This is a genomic window from Streptococcus pasteurianus (assembly GCF_004843545.1).
GTDB classification, from domain to species: domain Bacteria; phylum Bacillota; class Bacilli; order Lactobacillales; family Streptococcaceae; genus Streptococcus; species Streptococcus pasteurianus.
The window spans coordinates 143,661-163,321 of the sequence record NZ_CP039457.1; the positions used below are offsets into that span (position 1 = coordinate 143,661).

At 38.6% G+C, this 19,661-nt stretch carries 18 protein-coding genes, 1 tRNA gene and 1 other RNA gene; 12 read left to right on the forward strand and 8 right to left on the reverse strand.

Annotated elements, in window-relative coordinates; translation table 11 throughout:
• The first annotated feature begins 4 nt into the window (after positions 1–4).
• The 4 genes from groES (at position 5) to E8M05_RS01005 (ending at position 5,776) form a co-directional block, all read left to right on the forward strand.
• Positions 5–289, forward strand: coding sequence for a co-chaperone GroES (groES, locus tag E8M05_RS00985; protein ID WP_003062968.1), 285 nt, complete (start codon positions 5–7; stop codon positions 287–289).
• A gap of 68 nt (positions 290–357) precedes the next feature.
• Positions 358–1,986, forward strand: a complete 1,629-nt coding sequence (groL, locus tag E8M05_RS00990) for a chaperonin GroEL (RefSeq protein WP_003062970.1) — start codon at positions 358–360, stop codon at positions 1,984–1,986.
• Between the two features lie 169 nt (positions 1,987–2,155).
• Positions 2,156–3,034, forward strand: a complete 879-nt coding sequence (locus E8M05_RS00995; protein WP_003062973.1) for an Rgg/GadR/MutR family transcriptional regulator — start codon at positions 2,156–2,158, stop codon at positions 3,032–3,034.
• 1,122 nt (positions 3,035–4,156) lie between these two features.
• Positions 4,157–5,776: a zinc ribbon domain-containing protein gene (locus E8M05_RS01005; RefSeq protein WP_041974072.1), complete on the forward strand. Its 1,620-nt coding sequence runs from the start codon at positions 4,157–4,159 to the stop codon at positions 5,774–5,776.
• Between the two features lie 89 nt (positions 5,777–5,865).
• Here E8M05_RS01005 and E8M05_RS01010 read toward each other — a convergent pair whose 3' ends face one another.
• Together E8M05_RS01010 and E8M05_RS01015 are read right to left on the reverse strand one after the other, a co-directional pair.
• Positions 5,866–6,726, reverse strand: coding sequence for an RluA family pseudouridine synthase (locus E8M05_RS01010; protein ID WP_003062979.1), 861 nt, complete (start codon positions 6,724–6,726; stop codon positions 5,866–5,868).
• Between the two features lie 57 nt (positions 6,727–6,783).
• Positions 6,784–6,981 carry a hypothetical protein gene (locus tag E8M05_RS01015; protein WP_003062980.1) on the reverse strand — a complete coding sequence of 66 codons (198 nt, stop codon included), beginning with the start codon at positions 6,979–6,981 and terminating at the stop codon, positions 6,784–6,786.
• A gap of 185 nt (positions 6,982–7,166) precedes the next feature.
• Here E8M05_RS01015 and pbp2a point away from each other — a divergent pair, with 185 nt between their 5' ends.
• From pbp2a to nusG, 4 genes are all read left to right on the forward strand, one after another.
• The gene (gene pbp2a / locus E8M05_RS01020) at positions 7,167–9,491 is read left to right on the forward strand and encodes a penicillin-binding protein PBP2A (protein WP_003062984.1); all 2,325 of its coding nucleotides are present in this window, start codon (positions 7,167–7,169) and stop codon (positions 9,489–9,491) included.
• Between the two features lie 51 nt (positions 9,492–9,542).
• Positions 9,543–9,695 carry a 50S ribosomal protein L33 gene (rpmG, locus tag E8M05_RS01025; protein ID WP_003062986.1) on the forward strand — a complete coding sequence of 51 codons (153 nt, stop codon included), beginning with the start codon at positions 9,543–9,545 and terminating at the stop codon, positions 9,693–9,695.
• A gap of 71 nt (positions 9,696–9,766) precedes the next feature.
• On the forward strand, positions 9,767–9,943 hold the full coding sequence (gene secE, locus E8M05_RS01030; protein WP_003062989.1) for a preprotein translocase subunit SecE: 177 nt from the start codon (positions 9,767–9,769) through the stop codon (positions 9,941–9,943).
• Positions 9,944–10,142: 199 nt separating this feature from the next.
• A complete protein-coding gene (nusG, locus tag E8M05_RS01035; RefSeq protein WP_013851412.1) occupies positions 10,143–10,682 on the forward strand; it encodes a transcription termination/antitermination protein NusG in 540 nt (179 codons plus the stop codon).
• 55 nt (positions 10,683–10,737) lie between these two features.
• Here the strand turns inward: nusG and E8M05_RS01040 are convergent, their stop codons facing one another.
• On the reverse strand, positions 10,738–10,965 hold the full coding sequence (locus E8M05_RS01040; RefSeq protein ID WP_003062994.1) for a hypothetical protein: 228 nt from the start codon (positions 10,963–10,965) through the stop codon (positions 10,738–10,740).
• Positions 10,966–11,075: 110 nt separating this feature from the next.
• Between E8M05_RS01040 and E8M05_RS01045 the strand changes: the two genes are divergently transcribed.
• The 4 genes from E8M05_RS01045 to E8M05_RS01060 all read left to right on the forward strand — a co-directional run bounded on the left by E8M05_RS01045 (position 11,076) and on the right by E8M05_RS01060 (position 16,282).
• Positions 11,076–11,921, forward strand: coding sequence for a patatin-like phospholipase family protein (locus E8M05_RS01045; protein WP_003062997.1), 846 nt, complete (start codon positions 11,076–11,078; stop codon positions 11,919–11,921).
• A 132-nt stretch (positions 11,922–12,053) separates the two neighbouring features.
• Positions 12,054–14,555 (forward strand): leucine--tRNA ligase, encoded by a 2,502-nt coding sequence (gene leuS, locus E8M05_RS01050; RefSeq protein ID WP_013851413.1) that lies wholly within the window; start codon positions 12,054–12,056, stop codon positions 14,553–14,555.
• A 255-nt stretch (positions 14,556–14,810) separates the two neighbouring features.
• Positions 14,811–15,842 (forward strand): aldose epimerase family protein, encoded by a 1,032-nt coding sequence (locus E8M05_RS01055; RefSeq protein WP_003063001.1) that lies wholly within the window; start codon positions 14,811–14,813, stop codon positions 15,840–15,842.
• A gap of 215 nt (positions 15,843–16,057) precedes the next feature.
• Positions 16,058–16,282, forward strand: coding sequence for a DUF4649 family protein (locus tag E8M05_RS01060; RefSeq protein WP_003063003.1), 225 nt, complete (start codon positions 16,058–16,060; stop codon positions 16,280–16,282).
• A gap of 126 nt (positions 16,283–16,408) precedes the next feature.
• On the opposite strand, the gene E8M05_RS01065 is transcribed toward E8M05_RS01060, so the two are convergent.
• The 5 genes from E8M05_RS01065 to E8M05_RS01085 form a co-directional block, all read right to left on the reverse strand.
• A tRNA-Lys gene (locus E8M05_RS01065) sits at positions 16,409–16,481 on the reverse strand.
• Position 16,482: 1 nt separating this feature from the next.
• Positions 16,483–16,674: non-coding RNA, 6S RNA (gene ssrS, locus E8M05_RS01070), on the reverse strand.
• 103 nt (positions 16,675–16,777) lie between these two features.
• The gene (locus tag E8M05_RS01075) at positions 16,778–17,731 is read right to left on the reverse strand and encodes an IS30 family transposase (protein WP_003067143.1); all 954 of its coding nucleotides are present in this window, start codon (positions 17,729–17,731) and stop codon (positions 16,778–16,780) included.
• A 149-nt stretch (positions 17,732–17,880) separates the two neighbouring features.
• Positions 17,881–19,149: a replication-associated recombination protein A gene (locus E8M05_RS01080; protein WP_003063005.1), complete on the reverse strand. Its 1,269-nt coding sequence runs from the start codon at positions 19,147–19,149 to the stop codon at positions 17,881–17,883.
• Positions 19,139–19,633, reverse strand: coding sequence for a GNAT family N-acetyltransferase (locus tag E8M05_RS01085; RefSeq protein ID WP_003063007.1), 495 nt, complete (start codon positions 19,631–19,633; stop codon positions 19,139–19,141). The genes E8M05_RS01080 and E8M05_RS01085 overlap by 11 nt, the downstream gene beginning before the upstream one ends.
• Between the last annotated feature and the right edge of the window lie 28 nt (positions 19,634–19,661).

A 19,661-nucleotide genomic window follows, 5' to 3' on the forward strand; every position in this document is an offset into this window, starting at 1 on the left:
AAGCATGTTAAAACCATTAGGTGACCGTGTGGTCTTGAAAGTTGAGGAAGAAAAAGAGCAAACAGTTGGTGGTTTTGTCCTTGCTGGCGCAAGCAAAGAAAGAACTCAAGTAGCAACTGTTGTAGCAGTCGGTGACGGTGCTCGTACCTTGACAGGTGAACTGGTAGCGCCAAGTGTTGCAGCAGGTGATAAAGTCATTATTGAAAACGGTGTTGGAATTGAAGTCAAAGACGACGATAACACAGTAACTATTGTTCGTGAAGCAGATATTTTGGCTATTCTAGCATAAGAGAAATTGTGCTATTAATGTTTATTTAGAAAATTTATCAAATAGAAATAAAATAGAGGAAACTAATCATGGCAAAAGATATTAAATTTTCAGCAGATGCACGTGCAAGCATGATGCGTGGTGTGGATATTTTGGCAGATACCGTTAAAGTAACTTTAGGTCCTAAAGGTCGTAACGTGGTTCTTGAAAAATCATTTGGTTCACCACTTATCACAAATGATGGTGTGACAATCGCCAAAGAAATCGAATTAGAAGACCATTTTGAAAATATGGGAGCTAAACTTGTATCAGAAGTTGCTTCAAAAACAAACGACATCGCTGGTGATGGTACAACAACTGCCACAGTATTGACGCAAGCTATCGTTCGTGAAGGTCTTAAAAACGTTACTGCGGGTGCAAACCCAATTGGTATCCGTCGTGGTATCGAATCAGCTGTTGCTGTTGCAGTTGACGAATTGAAAGCTATTGCTCAACCAGTTGCTAATAAAGAAGCGATTGCTCAAGTTGCTGCGGTTTCATCACGTTCTGAAAAAGTTGGTGAATACATTTCAGAAGCTATGGAAAAAGTTGGCAACGACGGTGTTATCACTATCGAAGAATCACGTGGTATGGAAACAGAACTTGACGTTGTTGAAGGTATGCAATTTGACCGTGGTTACCTTTCACAATACATGGTTACTGACAATGAAAAAATGGTTGCTGACCTCGAAAATCCATACATCTTGATTACAGATAAGAAAATCTCAAACATTCAAGATATTTTGCCACTTCTTGAAGAAGTGCTTAAAACTAGTCGTCCACTTCTTATTATTGCGGATGATGTTGATGGTGAAGCTCTTCCAACACTTGTGCTTAACAAAATTCGTGGTACTTTCAACGTTGTAGCTGTTAAGGCTCCTGGATTTGGTGACCGTCGTAAAGCAATGCTTGAAGATATTGCCATTTTAACTGGTGGTACTGTTATCACAGAAGACCTTGGTCTTGATTTGAAAGATGCAAACATGACAGCTCTTGGACAAGCTGCTAAAGTAACTGTTGATAAAGATAGCACAGTTATTGTTGAAGGAGCTGGTGAGGCTTCAGCTATCGCTAATCGTGTCAATGTGATTAAATCACAACTCGAAGCAACGACATCAGAATTTGACCGTGAAAAATTACAAGAACGTTTGGCTAAATTAGCTGGTGGAGTAGCTGTTATCAAAGTTGGTGCAGCGACAGAAACAGAATTGAAAGAAATGAAATTGCGTATTGAAGATGCGCTTAATGCCACACGCGCTGCCGTTGAAGAAGGTATTGTTGCAGGTGGTGGTACAGCACTTGTCAATGTCATTTCAAAAGTTGCTGAACTTGAACTTGACGGTGATGAAGCAACTGGTCGTAACATTGTTCTTCGTGCTCTTGAAGAACCGGTTCGTCAAATTGCATTCAATGCTGGTTACGAAGGTTCAGTTATCATCGAACACTTGAAAAACTCAGAAGTTGGTACAGGATTTAACGCTGCCAATGGTGAATGGGTAAACATGGTTGAAGCAGGTATCATTGACCCTGTTAAAGTAACACGTTCAGCCCTTCAAAATGCCGCATCAGTTGCAAGTCTTATTTTGACAACTGAAGCCGTTGTGGCTAATCATCCAGAACCAGCTGCACCAGCGCCAGCAGCTCCAGGTATGGATCCATCAATGATGGGTGGCTTCTAAGCTAGATAAATGATTATTAAAAATAACGAAAACTCCTCAAATTCTGAGGAGTTTTCATTTGCCTTGAAAGCAATGTCTTTATTTAAGAGTTTTATAACAAAATTTGATATAATAAGGCAAAGTATAGATAACGTGAAAAAGAGCTAGCGCTCATTAATTATGGAGAAAAATGATATTGAACGAAAAAGAATTAATGAATTTAGGTGAACTTTATCGGGAACTCAGAGTGGCGCGTGGCAATGTGTCTCTTTCACAATTATCAAAATTTGAAAATGGGCAAACAATGTTAGCAGCTGATAAATTGTTAGTAGCTATTTCTGGTATTCACATGAGTTTCGCCGAGTTCGGGCATGCTTTAAATCATTATCAAGAAAGCCCCTTTTTTGCTGTTGGTAAACAGATTGCAAAATTACAGTTAAAGGGTGATGTTGAAGGATTAAAACAATTGCTGAACACTTTGGAAGATACGGAAACATTTGACACCTATAACCGGCTAAATAGGATAGATGTCGCTAGCGCTATTCATTCACTAGACCCAAATTATGAAATCGCCGATGAGGACAAGAAGTTTTTGACAGACTATCTTTATGGTATAGAAGAATGGACGGAGTATGAGCTGTACATTTTTGGAAATACAATGGCTATTTTGTCAGATGCAGATTTGATTTTCTTAGGGAAAGCTTTTGCAGAACGTGATAAGTTTTATTTATCGTTGCCGCAGCATAAAAAAACAGCAGAGCTAACCTTTTTAAATATCATCTTTGCGCTAATTGATCGCGAAGAGTTTTATTACACCACTTTTTTTATTGATAAACTGGAAAAATTATTAAATTATCAAGATATGTTTGCGATTGTTGTTTTAAATTTCTTAAGGCAAATTCTAGCTTATTTAAAAGGTGAAATAACAACGACCGAACCAATGGAAGAATATATTGAAATGGTAGAAAAACTAGGTAACCCTACAACTGCTTTGGTGTTAAGAGAACGGTTAGAAGCATTTTGCCTAAAAGACAAGAAAAGAGCAGATAAACAACCACCGCTAACCTAATAGTGGATAATTGTTATCTACTCTCTGTGTTCGGAAATAGTTGGCACTAATTAAAATGGCCAAATTCTAAAAGTTAGAAGAACAGCTGCTACAGCAATCAATTTTTTGAGCATAACATTACCTCCCTTTTCTATTTATTATAGAATAAAATAAGAAAAAAAGCTAAAATTCTCAAATATGAAAAAAATATTTTTAAATTTTCGTATTTGAGAATTTTTAATATCGGCAGTTTTCTATGTTATATTATATCCATAAGTATTTTGATTAATGCTTAATGGAACCATGTCGTTCTTATATGTAAGAAGTTTCAAGTATGAAAATCAATTGATTGGGAGCTTTTGATTTTGGGAGCATACTCGAAAACCAAGATATTGTTCTAAGGGAATTGGACTTTCCTAGGAGAAAATTAGCAGAATTGCTAAATAAGACTTGAACAATGACCGGTTCAAGTTAACAAATCATACCTTTTTCAATTGAGTGACACCATCTGTAGTATTCGTAGTAGTATTATTTACTCAATTACAAATTAGTATATCCATGAGGTATGATAACATTAAGAACGGTTTATAAGGTTTGTTTTAGACATGATTGTTCACCTATAAAAGTACTGATAGCTAACCTAGACATCCTCGTAGACCTTATATTTATTTGATACCGTATTTTCGGTTGGGGGCAGCTGAAAATATGTTGGTGCAGCTTGATGAATGATTACCTTCTGAAAAGACTGATAAGCTACACTAAAAAACTTAAAGAAAAAGCGAACTTTTTGATTTGGTGGGGTTCGTTTTTCTTTTGCATCAATTTTTCCACGAAGCATTAAAATGGTCGAAAAATAATAGAAGGTGTAGTATACTAAAAGCAACAATAACAGTTTACTCGTGAGTGTAGGAGTTTTTGAGGTGAAAGGGGTAAGCTTATGTTCTTTTGGTTAGGTGTTGTTGGTGCTGTTTTGGGTGCTATTTATATTGTTAGGAGTGATAATAAAGATGATTTTTGACTAATGGCGGCTTTTTGAGTCGTTTTTTCTGTTTTTTACTGTAATGTGGTGTGGCTATTTTGTAACAAGAAGTTAAAGAATTTTTGATATAATATGTGAAATAGTAAGAATAATGGAGAAAAGTCATGAAAAAGATAAAAAGCATTTTAAGATTAAAAAAAGTTTGGATACCTAGTCTTATTTTAGGACTTGCTTTGGTACTATTTTTGGTGTGGGGGAGTTTTCATTATTCAAAGAAACATTTGATTGAGGAATATGTCTCCGCTTACCGTCAGTCTGGCGATACGTTTGAAAATATCAAGGGATATGTCGTCTGGTCGGATACCAATCAACAAGTGACGAATGACCAAGCGCAATATACGATGTTTACAAAGCTTTCTAAAAGTGAAGCCCAAAAACTGTCAGAGACGCTAGAGAAGGCAGACAGTTCGGATGATTCCTACATTAAAAAAGTGGGGCGAAGATTTCTCTTTTTCCCCGCTTACCGAGTAGCTTTAAAACCAATGAGTTTAACCATTAAGACAAATATTAATCAGGTTGATGTTCTTTTAAACGAGAAAAAAGTAGCGGTTAGTGATTCGGAAGATTATACGCTGACACTTGAGCGTTTACCAATTGCGGATTATACGGCGAGTATTTCAGGCACTTACAATGGGAAGTCAGTAGAGCTAAGTAAGGCTTATGACGGTGAAAATAGCTTGTTGGATTTGACTGTTAGTTTTAAAACATTCAAAGTAACAAGTAATTTGACTGACGGTGAGCTTTATTTTGATGACACACGCATTGGGACTTTGTCAAATGGTGAGTATGATGTGAGTGATTATCCTTTGACGGATTCTGCGCAAGCTTATGTTAAAAAGAATTATTCAGACGGAGAATTGACATCACAAAAGCAGGCTCTTTCTGGCATTTCTGATGGTGATACGGTGGCTTTAGATGCTGAAAATCTCTTAGATGAAGCAAGTGCTGGTCAGATTCTTGTGTCAGCTTTTGACCAATTGATTTCGTATTTAAGCACGGGGCAAGATTCATCAACTGTCTCTACGGTATTTGAAGATGGAGCGAATAATGAGTTTTATAAAGGCTTAAAAGAGAGCATTAAGGCGAAAATGCAGACAGATACTCGTAAGGCGTCAAGTCTGACTGTGCCAGCCATCACGCTGACGAGTCTGTCTCAGATTGGCAAGGAGTCCTATCTCGTTAACTTTTCAGCAACTTATGATTTTTATTATGATAAATCAACAGATAGCGAGAAAAATACATCTGGTGATGTTATTCAGACCTTGGAAGGCAAGATGACCTTGAAAAAATCAGGTTCAAGCTATGTTGTGGCTAATTCTGGGCAAAAAAATATCACCGTGACAGGTGAGAATAATCAAGTAAAATCAGATTCAGTCTTCCCAGAAAAAATTTTGGGAACATGGAAGGTTGATGATAAGGATGACATCATTTTCAAGTTTGAGGCTGACGGTATGATTACTAAAACAACGAAAGATAACGAAGTCAAAACAGCAAAAGTTACTAAACTTGAAGAAGAGGGGGATAATATTTATCGTTATGTTTACGATGACGGTACCGATACATCAGCCTTTATTACTAGCGGTATTGGCGGTATCGGTGTCAAATATGCCTTCGGTATTAAAATTGATGGGTCACATTTGAAATTAGTCCTTTGGCAAACTGGAACAAATGACGATTTTGATTACAGTAAACCACTTTACGGCAACACATTAACGAAAAAATAGAAAGTTATTCTGTTTAACAGTTGAAAAGCGCACAAAGAACGGCACCCCAAAAGTTAGACACAAAATCTAACGATTGGGGTGCTTTTGTTTTATGATAAGCCTGCTTCAAAGGTTTGAGATTTGGCTTCAACGCTGATTTTTTCAAGGGTAAATGGGTGGGTGAAACTTAATTTGTGCGCATGTAGCATAAGACGTTTGGCAGGGATTTTGCTATAAAGTGGGTCGCCGATAATGGCATGGTTGTGAGCTGATAAGTGCACACGAATCTGATGTGTGCGTCCCGTCTTTAAGCGGCATTTGACCAGAGTTCCATTTGGAAAAACTTTGAGTCGGTCAACGATGGTTAAGGCAGTTTGCCCATTTTTGCGGTCAATCACGCGCTTTCTACGGTCATGACGGTCGCGCCCAATTTTATCTTGAAAGACTTGGTGTTTGGGTTCGAATTTTCCTTGCACCAAAGCCCAGTATTCGCGAGCAATGTCTTTGTTTTCTAGCAGGCGATTGAGGATTGGCAAAACAAAAGGATTTTTGGCAAACATGACAGCTCCGCTAGTTTCCATGTCTAAACGGTGAATCACATAGCACGTTTGTCCGACATAGGCAGAGACGTGGTTAAGCAGAGTAATTTCATTGGGTTCGTTGCCATGGGTTTTCATGCCTTCTGGTTTGTTGACGATGATGAGGTGCTCGTCTTGGTAAAGACAATCAACCAGCTCAGCTTGTCCAAAAGGAATCTCTTTTTGGGGATAATCGTCATCATCAAAAATTAAATGAATCGTGTCACCAGTTTTGACCAAACTTTGCCAATTAATCATTTCTCCGTTGATAAGAAGATGTTTTTTAGTGCGCAAGAAGTGGCGAATTTTTCGTGGAATGAGCAAATGCTCCTCTAAAAGTTCTTTGACCGTGCAGTCTGGATAAGAATTTTTAAGCGTAAATGATAAAGTCATAGCTCTATTATAGCATGACTACAAGTTAAAACGCACCTTGTTTGGTGCGTTGGTAGTTTATTTTTTGTCGTTTTCATGCAACCAATCGTGGTATTGTTCCAACAAATTAACTGCCATTTGAGTTGCGACTGCTATTGAATAGGCTTCAGTGCCTTCGGCCTCGCTTTCAGAAACTTCAATTTTTGTTTCATCATAAACGGCTTTTAAACTTTCGTGTGACAATGTTTTTTTAAATGCTTCAAATCCTTTGTTCATCGTGAAATCCTTTCTAATAATAGGTAGAAGTATTGTGGGAATGAGTGGCTGTTTGAGACCAGTTGTGCCTATTTTTCTATGCTTTTATTTTATCACAAAAAGACTAAAATGAAATGAAAACGTTGTATTATTTAAGAAATCCCTTTATCTCTGACGATTTTAAAAGAAATTGATATAATGTAGCTATGACAAAATTAAAAATGATTAAAGAAAAAATTCTTTCTTTGTTTAACGACATCAAGGAGAGAATATCTTCTCACAATCACAGTAAGCGTAACTCATCTGAGGAGGAGTTATCAGGCGCTACTGTCAATGAATTTGAAACAGACAAAACGGAAGAGAAAGAAGCAACACCAACGTATCAGCGAAGCAAAGGACACCACGAAAAGGTGAAAAAATCACCTGCTTGGGTGCAAAAAATCTCTCGCTTCATGCCCTCCACCAAAAATCCAATCCGACGTTTCTGGCGTCGCTACCGTATCGGAAAAATTCTGCTTATTTTAACGGGAATTGGTGTTTTAGCGATTGGTTCTTACCTTTACTTTGTCGCCAAATCAACGAATGTTTCGGATTTGCAAGATGCTTTGAAAGCAACAACTGTCATTTATGACCAAAATGGTGATCAAGTTGGTTCGCTTTCAGGTCAAAAAGGAACGTATGTCGAATTAGACGCTATTAGTGATAACATGAAAAATGCGGTTATTGCAACCGAGGATCGAACTTTCTATGAAAATAGCGGGATTAATTATTCACGTTTTTTCTTGGCTCTGTTCACCTTTGGGCACTTTGGTGGTGGTTCGACAATCACCCAGCAATTAGCTAAGAATGCTTATCTGAGTCAAGAACAGACAATCACCCGAAAAGCCAAGGAATTTTTCCTCGCGCTCGAGTTAACCAAAAAATACACCAAAGATGAAATATTGACCATGTATCTGAACAATGCTTATTTTGGAAATTCGGTCTGGGGGATTGAGGACGCAAGTCAAAAATATTTTGGCACTAGCGCAGCAAATTTAACCATTGAACAATCAGCGATTCTTGCTGGGATGTTGAAAGGTCCTGAAATTTACAATCCTTATTATTCTATTGAAAATGCGACAAATCGCCGTAATACGGTTCTAAATGTTATGGTTGATGCCGGTAAAATCACGCAGGAAGAAGCTGATGAAGCTGAGCAAGTTGATATTTCCAGCGAGCTTAACGATACCTATACAGGGACTTCTGATGATTACCAATACGCTTCTTATTTTGATGCGGTTATTCAGGAATCTGAGGAAACATATGGCTTATCAGAAGATGATATTGTCAATAATGGTTATAAAATTTACACAGAGCTTGACCAAAATTATCAAGCCAATATGCAGGCTATTTTTGATAATACTTCTTACTTCCCAACATCAGATTATGACGGTGAAAGCGCCCAAGGTGCAAGTGTTGCTATGGATCCATCAACGGGGGCTGTTCGTGGTTTGGTAGGGCGTGTTAGCTCAACCTCTGCAATCTTCCGAAGTTTCAATTATGCGACACAAGCATCACGTAGCCCTGGTTCAACCATCAAACCTCTGGTGGTTTATTCACCAGCAGTTGCTTCAGGTTATTCAATTACAACTGAATTGCCAAATACGGTTCAGGACTACGATGGCTATGCACCAACAAACTATGGTGGCATTGAGACAGACGATTTGCCGATGTATCAAGCATTAGCTAATTCTTACAATATCCCTGCTGTTTACCTATTAAATGAAATTGGTATCAGTAAGGGAATTGGTTACGGTAAGAAATTTGGTCTCAACATGGACAACGTCAACGAGGAATTGGGTATTGCACTCGGTGGTGGTGTCACAACGAATCCACTTGAAATGGCGCAAGCCTATTCAACCTTTGCTAATGGTGGTGTGATGCCAAAAGCTCATTTGATTACCAAAATTGAAAATGCTAGTGGTGATGTGATTGCAGAATTTAAACAGTCCAATAAACGTGTCATTAGTCAATCCGTAGCAAATAAGATGACAAGCATGATGCTTGGAACATTTTCAAACGGCTCTGCTATTAACGCTAATGCTTATGGTTACACGATGGCAGGTAAGACAGGTACCGTGGAAGCAAGCTTCAATGAAGACTTGACAAGTGACCAATGGGTAATTGGCTATACGCCTGATGTCGTTATTGCTCAATGGATTGGTTATGATTCGACTGATGAAAATCACTACCTAACCGACGCAAGTTCGGGAACGGCATCGACCATCTTTAGTGCGGTAGCAAGTAGCATTTTACCATATACGGCAGGAACAGAGTTTACCGTCGAAAATGCTTATAGCCAGAATGGATACGATTTAGTTTATAGCACCGATGATTCAACAGATACAAGCAGTAGCAGTTCGTCATCAAGCTCTGACAGTATCCTTGATAAAGTGCAAGAATCCGCACAAAACGCTGGCGACACGATTGGACGAGCGGTTAAAGACGCTTGGGATAGTTTCTCAAGTTGGTTTAACAGCCAGACGAACTAACGAACTTGCCAACTTATCAAAAACATGATAAAATAAGGACTCGGAGGCATTATGGCACAGAAAAAAGCAAGTTTAGCTTGTACAGAATGTGGAAGCCGTAACTACTCTATCGGAGTTAGTAGTAATCCAAAGCCTGTACGACTAGAAGTTAATAAATTTTGTAAACATTGTAAAAAATACACACTACATAAAGAAACACGTTAATCATTTTATGTAGCAACTGGCATTCTCAGCTTTAGAGTAATGAGCGGAGATGATAGAAAAAGGAGGCGCCCGTGGCATTCATTAAGGGAGTTTTTACGATTTTAAAAGACACAACATGGCCAAATCGTAAACAACGTTGGAAAGATTTTATTTCTGTACTTGAATATACAGCATTCTTTACCATTGTTATTTTCATTTTCGATAAATTGCTCTCACTTGGAGTGACAGATTTATTGAATCGTTTTTAAGATTGAGTTTGATTGGAGGTTTTGCAATAGCAAGCTTCTGATTGATGATTAAGTCAAAAGAAGTCTGAGAAGTCCTTTCTCAGGCTTTTTTGTGCACATTTGGCATCAATTCGTTGACAGCGCTTATTATTTTTCCTATAATAAAATAAAGAAAAACACCCAAAGAGCCTTGCGGGGCTTTTTTATAATGGAGGAAATTATGTTAGATTCATTTGATAAGGGTTGGTTCGTTTTACAAACTTACTCTGGTTACGAAAACAAAGTTAAAGAAACATTGTTGCAACGTGCGCAAACTTACAATATGTTAGATAACATCTTGCGCGTTGAAATTCCAACACAAACAGTTAATGTTGAAAAAAATGGGAAAGTCAAAGAAGTTGAAGAAAATCGTTTTCCAGGTTATGTCTTAGTTGAAATGGTGATGACAGACGAAGCTTGGTTCGTTGTTCGTAACACACCAAACGTTACTGGATTTGTTGGGTCACACGGTAACCGTTCAAAACCGACACCACTTTTGGAAGAAGAAATCCGTTCAATTCTTATCTCAATGGGACAAACTGTTGATGTCATTGACACAAACATCAAACCAGGTGATGTGGTTCAAATCATTGACGGCGCCTTTGCAGGACAAGAAGGACGTGTTGTTGAAATCGAAAACAACAAAGTGAAATTGATGATTAACATGTTCGGAACTGAAACACAAGCTGAATTGGAGCTTTACCAAATCGCTGAATTGTAATGATTTTTCACAAGCCTAACGTGTATATTGGCTTACATTCTAAAACGCTGAACTCTTAGACGGAATTCGGCGTTTTTTGTATTTGAATGCTATTTTGATTCAATATCTTCTTTTTCGATTTCTTCGTGATAGTATCAAGCGTGATATAAAATGACGTTGTTGACTTGCTTGTTAGTGGCAATAAGTTAATCACAATAGTACAAACCATAAAAACATCGTAAATTTTTTCAATGGTTGCTAGGTTATCAGAAGGTTTGATAATATCAAAAAGCTGTTTTTTCATAAATGTTTCCCTGATGTTGTTAGGACTATTATAAACATAGCAAAAACACTCTAAATAGCATGTTTTTTGCTATAATTAAGTAACAAAGTGAGAAAGAACGGAGAATAAGGATGGCTGTCGGTTTAGTATTAGAGGGTGGCGGCATGCGCGGTTTGTACACCGCTGGTGTCTTGGATACCTTTTTAGATGCGGGAATTAAGGTGGATGGTGTTGTCTCGGTATCTGCTGGGGCCCTTTTTGGGGTGAATTTTTTGTCAAAACAAAAAGGCAGAGCCCTCCGTTACAATAAAAAATATGCCACAAATCCGGGGTACATGGGACTTCGTTCATGGTTGAAAACAGGAAATGTGGTCAATAAAGAATTTGCCTACTACAAAGTTCCGATGGAACTGGATATTTTTGACGAGGAAGCTTTTGAAAAATCAGGTGTACCTTTCTATGTAACAGTAACTAATTTAGCAACAGGAAAAGCTGAGTATCATAAGGTTGACAATGTCTTTGAACAAATGGAGTTACTTCGTGCGAGTTCAGCATTGCCTTTGGCGTCAAAAATCGTTGAGTGGCAAAGCAATAAATACCTTGATGGTGGTCTGTCAGACAGTATTCCAGTCGATTTTGCCAAAAGCCTTGGTTTTGATAAATTGATTGTTGTTTTAACACGTCCAATTGATTACCGTAAAAAGCCAAGTAATGGTCGTGTCTATAAACTTTTTTACAGAAAATACCCTAAGTTTGTAGAAGTCGCTTCAAAACGTTATCAACACTATAACGACACCATTGAACACATTAGCAATTTGGAAAATGAAGGCGAACTTTTTGCCATTCGCCCAAGCCAAAATCTGGAAATCGGACGACTTGAAACCAACCCCGACAAATACGAAGAAATTTACCAAATCGGTGTCAAAGATACCAAAGCAATCATGGAACAATTGAAAGATTATTTAGCAAATGACTAAATGAGCATTTGATTTGACTAAAAATTCTTCTTATCAACTGAAAACAGGCATGAAATCCCTTGTGATTTCGCCTTTTTTCTTTATTCTTTTCGTGGTATAATAGTAACCAACACTAAGAACATGGAGAATGACATGGCAACTTATAATCATAAAGAAATTGAGAAAAAATGGCAGGCCTATTGGGCTGTTAATCATACGTTTAAAACAGGAACAGACGCTGATAAACCAAATTTTTATGCGTTGGATATGTTCCCTTACCCATCTGGAGCTGGTCTGCACGTAGGACATCCAGAAGGATACACTGCGACTGATATTCTTAGCCGTTTCAAACGCGCTCAAGGCTACAACGTTCTTCACCCAATGGGTTGGGATGCTTTCGGACTTCCTGCCGAACAATACGCAATGGATACAGGTAATGACCCAGCTGAATTTACAGCTAAAAACATTGCAAACTTCAAACGCCAAATCAACTCACTTGGTTTCTCATATGACTGGGATCGTGAAGTGAACACAACTGACCCTAATTATTACAAATGGACTCAGTGGATTTTCACAAAATTATACGAAAAAGGCTTGGCGTACGAAGCTGAAGTACCAGTTAACTGGGTTGAAGAATTAGGGACAGCTATCGCCAACGAAGAAGTGCTGCCTGACGGGACATCTGAACGTGGTGGTTATCCAGTTGTTCGTAAACCGATGCGCCAATGGATGCTTAAAATCACAGCTTACGCTGAACGTCTGCTCGAAGATTTAGAAGACCTTGATTGGCCAGAATCAATCAAAGATATGCAACGTAACTGGATTGGTAAATCAACTGGTGCTAACGTTACTTTTAAAATCAAAGATACGGATAAAGATTTCACCGTCTTTACAACTCGTCCAGATACATTATTTGGTGCGACTTACGCTGTTTTAGCGCCTGAGCACCCACTTGTTGAAGCTATTACAACACCAGAACAAGCGCAAGCAGTTGCTGACTACCAACACCAAGCAAGCCTTAAATCTGACCTTGCTCGTACAGACCTTGCTAAAGAAAAAACAGGTGTTTGGACTGGTAGCTATGCCATTAACCCAGTAACTGGTAAAGAAATGCCAATCTGGATTGCTGATTATGTTCTTGTAAGCTACGGTACTGGTGCTATCATGGCTGTTCCTGCTCACGATACACGTGACTGGGAATTCGCAAAACAATTTGACTTGGAAATCATTCCAGTTCTTGAAGGCGGAAATGTTGAAGAGGAAGCTTACACAGAAGACGGACTTCACGTCAATTCTGGTTTCCTAGATGGACTTGATAAAGCGCAAGCTATTGATAAAATGGTTGAATGGCTTGAAGCAGAAGGCGTTGGTAACAAGAAAGTAACTTACCGCTTGCGTGACTGGCTTTTCTCACGTCAACGTTATTGGGGTGAACCAATCCCAATCATCCACTGGGAAGACGGTACAACAACAGCTGTTCCAGAGGAGCAATTACCACTTGTATTGCCAGTAACAAAAGACATCAAACCTTCAGGTACGGGTGAATCACCACTTGCTAACTTGACTGATTGGCTTGAAGTGACACGCGAAGACGGCGTTAAAGGTCGCCGTGAAACCAATACAATGCCACAATGGGCTGGTTCAAGCTGGTACTTCTTGCGTTACATTGATCCACACAACGATGAAAAATTGGCTGATGAAGAGCTTCTCAAAGCTTGGTTGCCAGTTGATATTTACATCGGTGGTGCAGAACACGCTGTGCTTCACCTTCTTTATGCTCGTTTCTGGCATAAATTCCTTTATGATTTAGGTGTTGTTCCAACCAAAGAACCATTCCAAAAACTCTTTAACCAAGGGATGATTTTGGGAACAAGCTACCGCGATCACCGTGGTGCACTTGTGGCAACTGACAAAGTTGAAAAACGTGACGGTTCATTCTTCCACATTGAAACTGGTGAAGAACTTGAACAAGCACCAGCGAAAATGTCTAAATCACTTAAAAACGTTGTTAACCCTGATGATGTGGTTGAACATTATGGTGCAGATACACTTCGCGTGTACGAAATGTTCATGGGACCACTTGATGCCTCAATCGCATGGTCTGAAGAAGGTCTTGAAGGCTCACGTAAATTCCTCGACCGCGTCTATCGCTTGTTGACAACAAAAGAAATTGTTGCAGAAAACAATGGCAATTTGGATAAAGTTTACAACGAAACAGTCAAAGCTGTAACTGAACAACTTGAAGCCATGAAATTCAATACAGCTATTGCGCAATTAATGGTATTCGTCAACGCTGCTAACAAAGAGGACAAACTCTTTGCTGACTACGCTAAAGGATTTGTACAATTGTTAGCACCATTTGCACCACACCTTTCTGAAGAATTGTGGCAAACATTGACACAATCAGGTGAATCAATTTCATACGTTGCATGGCCAACATGGGACGAAGCAAAACTCGTTGAAAACGACGTTGAAATTGTTATCCAAATCAAAGGTAAAGTACGTGCTAAACTTGTTGTACCAAAAGATTCAAGCCGTGAAGAACTTGAAAAACTTGCCCTTGCTAACGACAAAATCCAAACAGAAATCGCTGGCAAAGACATTATTAAAGTAATTGCGGTACCTAACAAACTTGTAAATATTGTTGTGAAATAGATTTTTGATACAAGTTTGTTAGCTTTATTTCCAACCTCATCCCCTCTCCCGGAGCTTTTGAGCAGTGCCTAACAAACTTGAATCTCGTGGTAAAATAATCACTATATATAACCAAAAACTCCTGTCCAATGGGTAGGAGTTTTTGGTTTATGAAGATGATGTCTGGTAAAACTTGGTAAAACCTCATGGTAAACGTTTACAAAAAATTAGCTAAAGAGTAAAATAAAAGAAAGAATCTAAGAAAGAGGGCAAAAAATGGAAGTCAAACAAGAAATTGTTGAGACAATTAATGGGCAAAAGGTTGAAAAATACACTATTATTAATGATAATGGTGTCCAAGTTGGTTTACTAACGCTGGGAGCAACTTGGCAAGAATTTTTAGTGCCAGATGACAAAGGAGGTCAGAAAAATCTTATCATTGGTTTTGATAAGCCAAGTGATTATCTGAAAAATCCTTTATGTGCAGGTCAATCAATCGGACGTGTTGCAGGGCGTATTAATCAAGGGAAAGTTAACCTTGATGGCAAAGAAATTCAGCTACAACAAAATGAAAAAGGAAACACTCTTCACGGTGGACCTCAAGGATTTCATCAGCAAATCTGGACTGCATTTATCGAAGCTGGTCAAAATGCGCTTAGTGTGGTGATGACTTATGACGCTAAAGAGGAAATTGACCATTTCCCAGGAGATATGCAGGTAGAAGTGCGATTTACGCTAGACAATGCAAATCGTTTTACGATTGTTTATACGGGCAAAAATACTACTAAAACAACGCTTTTTAACCCAACCAACCATGTTTATTTTAACTTGGGAAATCGTCAAGATTTAAGTCAGCACACCTTCACTTTGGCAGCAGACCATTATTTAGAGACTCGTGATGATTTGATTCCGACAGGAAAATTCATTGACGTTGCTGGCACAGCTTATGATTTTCAAACTGGGCAAAACCTTGGAGAGGCTATCGCTGATACAGGCGGGCTTGACGATGCTTTCTTGGTAAATGCTTCGCTTGATAAACCTTGTGGAGAATTGAAAGATGAGGAAAGTGGCGATTCTGTTCACCTTTATTCTGACCGTGATGCTTGGGTCGTTTACAGCATGGGTGGTATTCCTGAAGGTATTTATCCAGCGCGTGATAAGGGCAAAATGGCTAAAGAATTTGAATCCTTAGCACTTGAAGCACAATTTCTCCCAGATGCTATTAATCATGATAATTTTGGTGACATTACCCTGCAAGCAAATGAGGAGAAAAGCTACACAATCGCTTTTGAGTATCATAAAGGATAATATCGTTTTACAAACTCAGTTAAAAAGAGATTTCTGTTTGGAATCTCTTTTTATTATTTATAATTGATTCTTGCATTATGATTGAGAAAATCCAGTCAGAGCAAAATAGTTGTGTGAAAACACACTTTGTAGTAGCATAACGTTATACAATTCTACATACTGTATTCCAACATCGAAGTAATATAGTATGACGAATTAGAAAGGAAATGTAAATAATGATTGAAATTACATTTTTAAACGCAGGAAACCAAGAACGAGTGGTGACGTTTGACTCATACGAGGAATTCGAACGTTCACAGCAAGCTTGCTCAATCGATATTGCTGACTATTACAAAGTCACTAAGGTCGTTTATAATGGTCATGTACTGGACTATTCAGGAAATTATGGCAACTTATTTTACTACTTTTTAAAACAAGATTTAACACAGTATCGTATTTAACGACGTTTTTCATTTATGAATAAAGACGACCAGCAGACCGTCAAAAATTTATGATAAAATCGCAATAAATCGATTTTAGAACAAGCAAAAAGCCCCAAACAAAGGGCTTTTTCTTATGATGTTTAGTCCTCCCTATAGGGCTCGAACCTATGACCCATGGATTAAGAGTCCACTGCTCTACCAACTGAGCTAAGGAAGGATAAGAAGCTGTATTGGCACCGTGATTCACGATTTGTATTGAACCCGCAATCTACAAGCAGGTGGGCAACTCGCTTCTCCTTAGTTGCTTCCGCGTGTAACGGCCTGCATACTGGAGAAAGACTACTGTTTCCCGAAATACAAATATTTAGTCGGTCAACACATTGATGTGAATTCGTATGCCACAGCAATAACCTATATATCTATAATAGCATTTTTAAAAAATATTTCAAGGGCAAATCTTATTTTTTAGAAAGCGGTTTTCTTTTTAAGCATTAGCCAAATTTCAAGTTCAAATTAGCCAGTCTGTAAAAACTCTTTAGGAGATTTATAATTGAATAGTTTCTTTGGATAGTTGTTAATCCAGTTTTCAATAAATGCGACTTGTTGTTGAGTCGCATTTTTGCTTCCCTTAGGCAACCAACGCCGGATGAGTCTATTATGATTCTCATTAGTACCACGCTCCCAAGAAGAATACGGGTGGGCATAGTAGATATGAGTAGGGTCAAAAACTTCTGCTAAACGACTGAACTCAGCCCCGTTATCAGCTGTGATAGAGTTCATTTGATAATCCTTGAGGATTGCTTTCAGAGCTTGATTGACTGAAAACGCGGACTTATCGGGAATGAGTCGAATGATTTGATAACGACTCTTTCTATCGGTTAGAGTCAACAGACACTCGTTTTTTGCCCGTGTTTGAATAACTGTATCAATTTCAAAATCACCGATATTCTCACGCTTATTAATGCTTTCTGGTCGTTCCTCAATAGACTTTCCAGCTGGCTTAAAATTGGGACTAGCATGCTTTTTCTTAGCTTTCTCTTGTCGAGGATAAAGCATATCAGCCTTGGTCAATCCTAAGTGTCCATGATGAATCCAGTAGTAAATGGTAGAGATGGGAACAGGTATCCCTTTTGACTTTATCATCATCTCGGGAGAGTATTTCTGTTCGATGTAGTGAGTTATCTTTTCTTTGAGTCCCTTGGTTAGGGAGACTTGTTTAACAGAACGTTTGCGATTGTTTTGATAGGCTTTTTGAGCAAAATCAGCTGAGTAGATCACTTCAAATTTTCCTTTACGCACTTGTTGTCTAACCTGACCACGTTTGACTTCGTTGTGAATGGTTTGAGGAGCTTTAGCTAATCTCCTAGCGATTTCACGGTTTGAGAGCCCTTCTTGAAGCCAACGTTCAATCATTCTACGTTCAGTTAGTGTTAAATGTTTACTTTTTGGTGTATAATAGTTTTGCATCTCAGAGTCTTTCTAATTGTTGTTGTGGTGATTACAATTATATCTCTCTGAGATGTTTTTTGATACCCTTAGGTGGCTAACTTCATTTTAGAACTTTCCTTTTTAAGCATTAATGAAAACTATTAAAATGAGAAAGTACCATATTATCATTATTTAGACAGTTCATCAATTCGCTCTTTGTTAGCACCGAGGGCACGCTCGTATTTCCCAGTTTGGTTAGCATCAAAATAATTTTTTTCGACTAACTTATCTGGTAAATACTGCTGTTTAACCCATTTTTCAGGATAATCATGAGGGTATTTGTAGCCTTGTGCGTTTCCCAAATCTTTGCTGCCAGCGTAATGTCCGTCGCGTAGATGGCGTGGAATTGGCAAATTTCCGTTTTGATGAAGGTCGCTGATAGCCTTGTCAATCGCTGTAATGGCAGAATTTGATTTTGGTGATAAGGCAAGGTCAATTACGACGTTGGCAATTAAGATACGTGCTTCAGGAAAACCAATTCTTTGGGCAGCATCAAGGGCCGTAACCGTATGAATTTGAGCGTCAGGATTAGCAAGCCCAATATCCTCGTAAGCAATCACAGTCAGCCTGCGAGCAAGGCTTGGCAAATCACCAGCTTCAATCAGACGAGCAGCGTAGTGCAGACTAGCATTGACATCAGAGCCACGAATGGATTTTTGCAAAGCTGACAGCACATCATAGTGACCATCACCATCTTTATCCATGGTAATATAACTGCGCTGCAAGCTATTTTCAACGGTGTCAAGGCTAATGTGGCGCAGCTCGTTATCATCTGCTTTGGTTGACATGACCGCTAAATCAAGCGAATTAAAAGCTGAGCGTAGGTCGCCGTTGGTTGCCGTTGCAATGAAATCAAGCGCATCGGCATCAATATCAACATCAAAGTCAAATCCGCGCTCTTTATCAGATAAAGCTGTTTGCAAAGCTGTCTTTATGTCATCAGTTGACAAAGGTTCTAATTCAAAAATTTGTACCCTTGAGCGAATGGCTGGCGTCACCGAAAAGAAAGGATTTTCAGTTGTTGCCCCAATCATGATAATATTGCCATTTTCAAGTAAAGGTAGCAAGAAATCTTGCTTGGTTTTATCTAAGCGGTGAATTTCGTCAAGCAGTAAGACTAAACCGCCAGAAAATTTAGCTTCCTCGGCAATTTCTTGCAGGCGCTTTTTGCTGTCTGTTGTAGCGTTGAACGTCCGAAAAGCGTATTTGGTTGTTCCTGCGATAGCGCTAGCGATTGAGGTCTTCCCGATACCAGGAGGACCGTAGAGAATCATTGATGACAGCATATTGGCCTCCACCATACGGCGAATGATTTTTCCATCACCGACTAGATGCTTCTGCCCAATCACTTGGTCAATATTCTTAGGGCGCATTCGCAAAGCGAGATTATTTGGCATGAATATCCTCCAGATAATAACTGTAAACGAGGTCATCAACGTAAGTATGGTTTAGGTAAAATTGATTTTTCAAAATAGCCTCTTGTTTAAAGCCTAATTTTTCGTAGAATATGCAGGCTTTTTCATTTGATGATAGCACATGAATGAGAACTTTTTGGTAGCCGTCAGCTTTTGCTATATCAAAGAAAGTTTGGATAAGTTTGCGTCCGATACCTTGACCGCGCGTTTTTTCAGAAATGGTAATGCCAAAGGTTACCACGTGATGACCGCTAGGGAAAGGATAATAAGTATGGTAATCAAGAACACCTAAAATATCCTGATTTTCTTCAGCGACAAGATAATGTGTTCCATTTTCAAAATCTTTGATGATTTTATCCTTATTTGCAATAGGTAGCGGAGCTGGTGTGTTAATTGCATTCCATGTTTGGTTTTCTAGTATAACCACTTGTTCAACATCTTCTAGCTCCATTGGTCGTATTTGCATGTCATTTCCCCTTAAGTATGATAAAATA

What these genes read in the sequence shown, in the direction of transcription:
- groES (WP_003062968.1), top strand. Translation starts at nt 5, where the DNA reads ATGTTAAAACCATTAGGTGACCGTGTGGTCTTGAAAGTTGAGGAAGAA.
- groL (WP_003062970.1), top strand. Translation starts at nt 358, where the DNA reads ATGGCAAAAGATATTAAATTTTCAGCAGATGCACGTGCAAGCATGATG.
- E8M05_RS00995 (WP_003062973.1), top strand. Translation starts at nt 2,156, where the DNA reads ATGATATTGAACGAAAAAGAATTAATGAATTTAGGTGAACTTTATCGG.
- E8M05_RS01005 (WP_041974072.1), top strand. Translation starts at nt 4,157, where the DNA reads ATGAAAAAGATAAAAAGCATTTTAAGATTAAAAAAAGTTTGGATACCT.
- E8M05_RS01010 (WP_003062979.1), bottom strand. Translation starts at nt 6,726, where the DNA reads ATGACTTTATCATTTACGCTTAAAAATTCTTATCCAGACTGCACGGTC.
- E8M05_RS01015 (WP_003062980.1), bottom strand. Translation starts at nt 6,981, where the DNA reads ATGAACAAAGGATTTGAAGCATTTAAAAAAACATTGTCACACGAAAGT.
- pbp2a (WP_003062984.1), top strand. Translation starts at nt 7,167, where the DNA reads ATGACAAAATTAAAAATGATTAAAGAAAAAATTCTTTCTTTGTTTAAC.
- rpmG (WP_003062986.1), top strand. Translation starts at nt 9,543, where the DNA reads ATGGCACAGAAAAAAGCAAGTTTAGCTTGTACAGAATGTGGAAGCCGT.
- nusG (WP_013851412.1), top strand. Translation starts at nt 10,143, where the DNA reads ATGTTAGATTCATTTGATAAGGGTTGGTTCGTTTTACAAACTTACTCT.
- E8M05_RS01040 (WP_003062994.1), bottom strand. Translation starts at nt 10,965, where the DNA reads ATGAAAAAACAGCTTTTTGATATTATCAAACCTTCTGATAACCTAGCA.
- E8M05_RS01045 (WP_003062997.1), top strand. Translation starts at nt 11,076, where the DNA reads ATGGCTGTCGGTTTAGTATTAGAGGGTGGCGGCATGCGCGGTTTGTAC.
- leuS (WP_013851413.1), top strand. Translation starts at nt 12,054, where the DNA reads ATGGCAACTTATAATCATAAAGAAATTGAGAAAAAATGGCAGGCCTAT.
- E8M05_RS01055 (WP_003063001.1), top strand. Translation starts at nt 14,811, where the DNA reads ATGGAAGTCAAACAAGAAATTGTTGAGACAATTAATGGGCAAAAGGTT.
- E8M05_RS01060 (WP_003063003.1), top strand. Translation starts at nt 16,058, where the DNA reads ATGATTGAAATTACATTTTTAAACGCAGGAAACCAAGAACGAGTGGTG.
- E8M05_RS01075 (WP_003067143.1), bottom strand. Translation starts at nt 17,731, where the DNA reads ATGCAAAACTATTATACACCAAAAAGTAAACATTTAACACTAACTGAA.
- E8M05_RS01080 (WP_003063005.1), bottom strand. Translation starts at nt 19,149, where the DNA reads ATGCCAAATAATCTCGCTTTGCGAATGCGCCCTAAGAATATTGACCAA.
- E8M05_RS01085 (WP_003063007.1), bottom strand. Translation starts at nt 19,633, where the DNA reads ATGCAAATACGACCAATGGAGCTAGAAGATGTTGAACAAGTGGTTATA.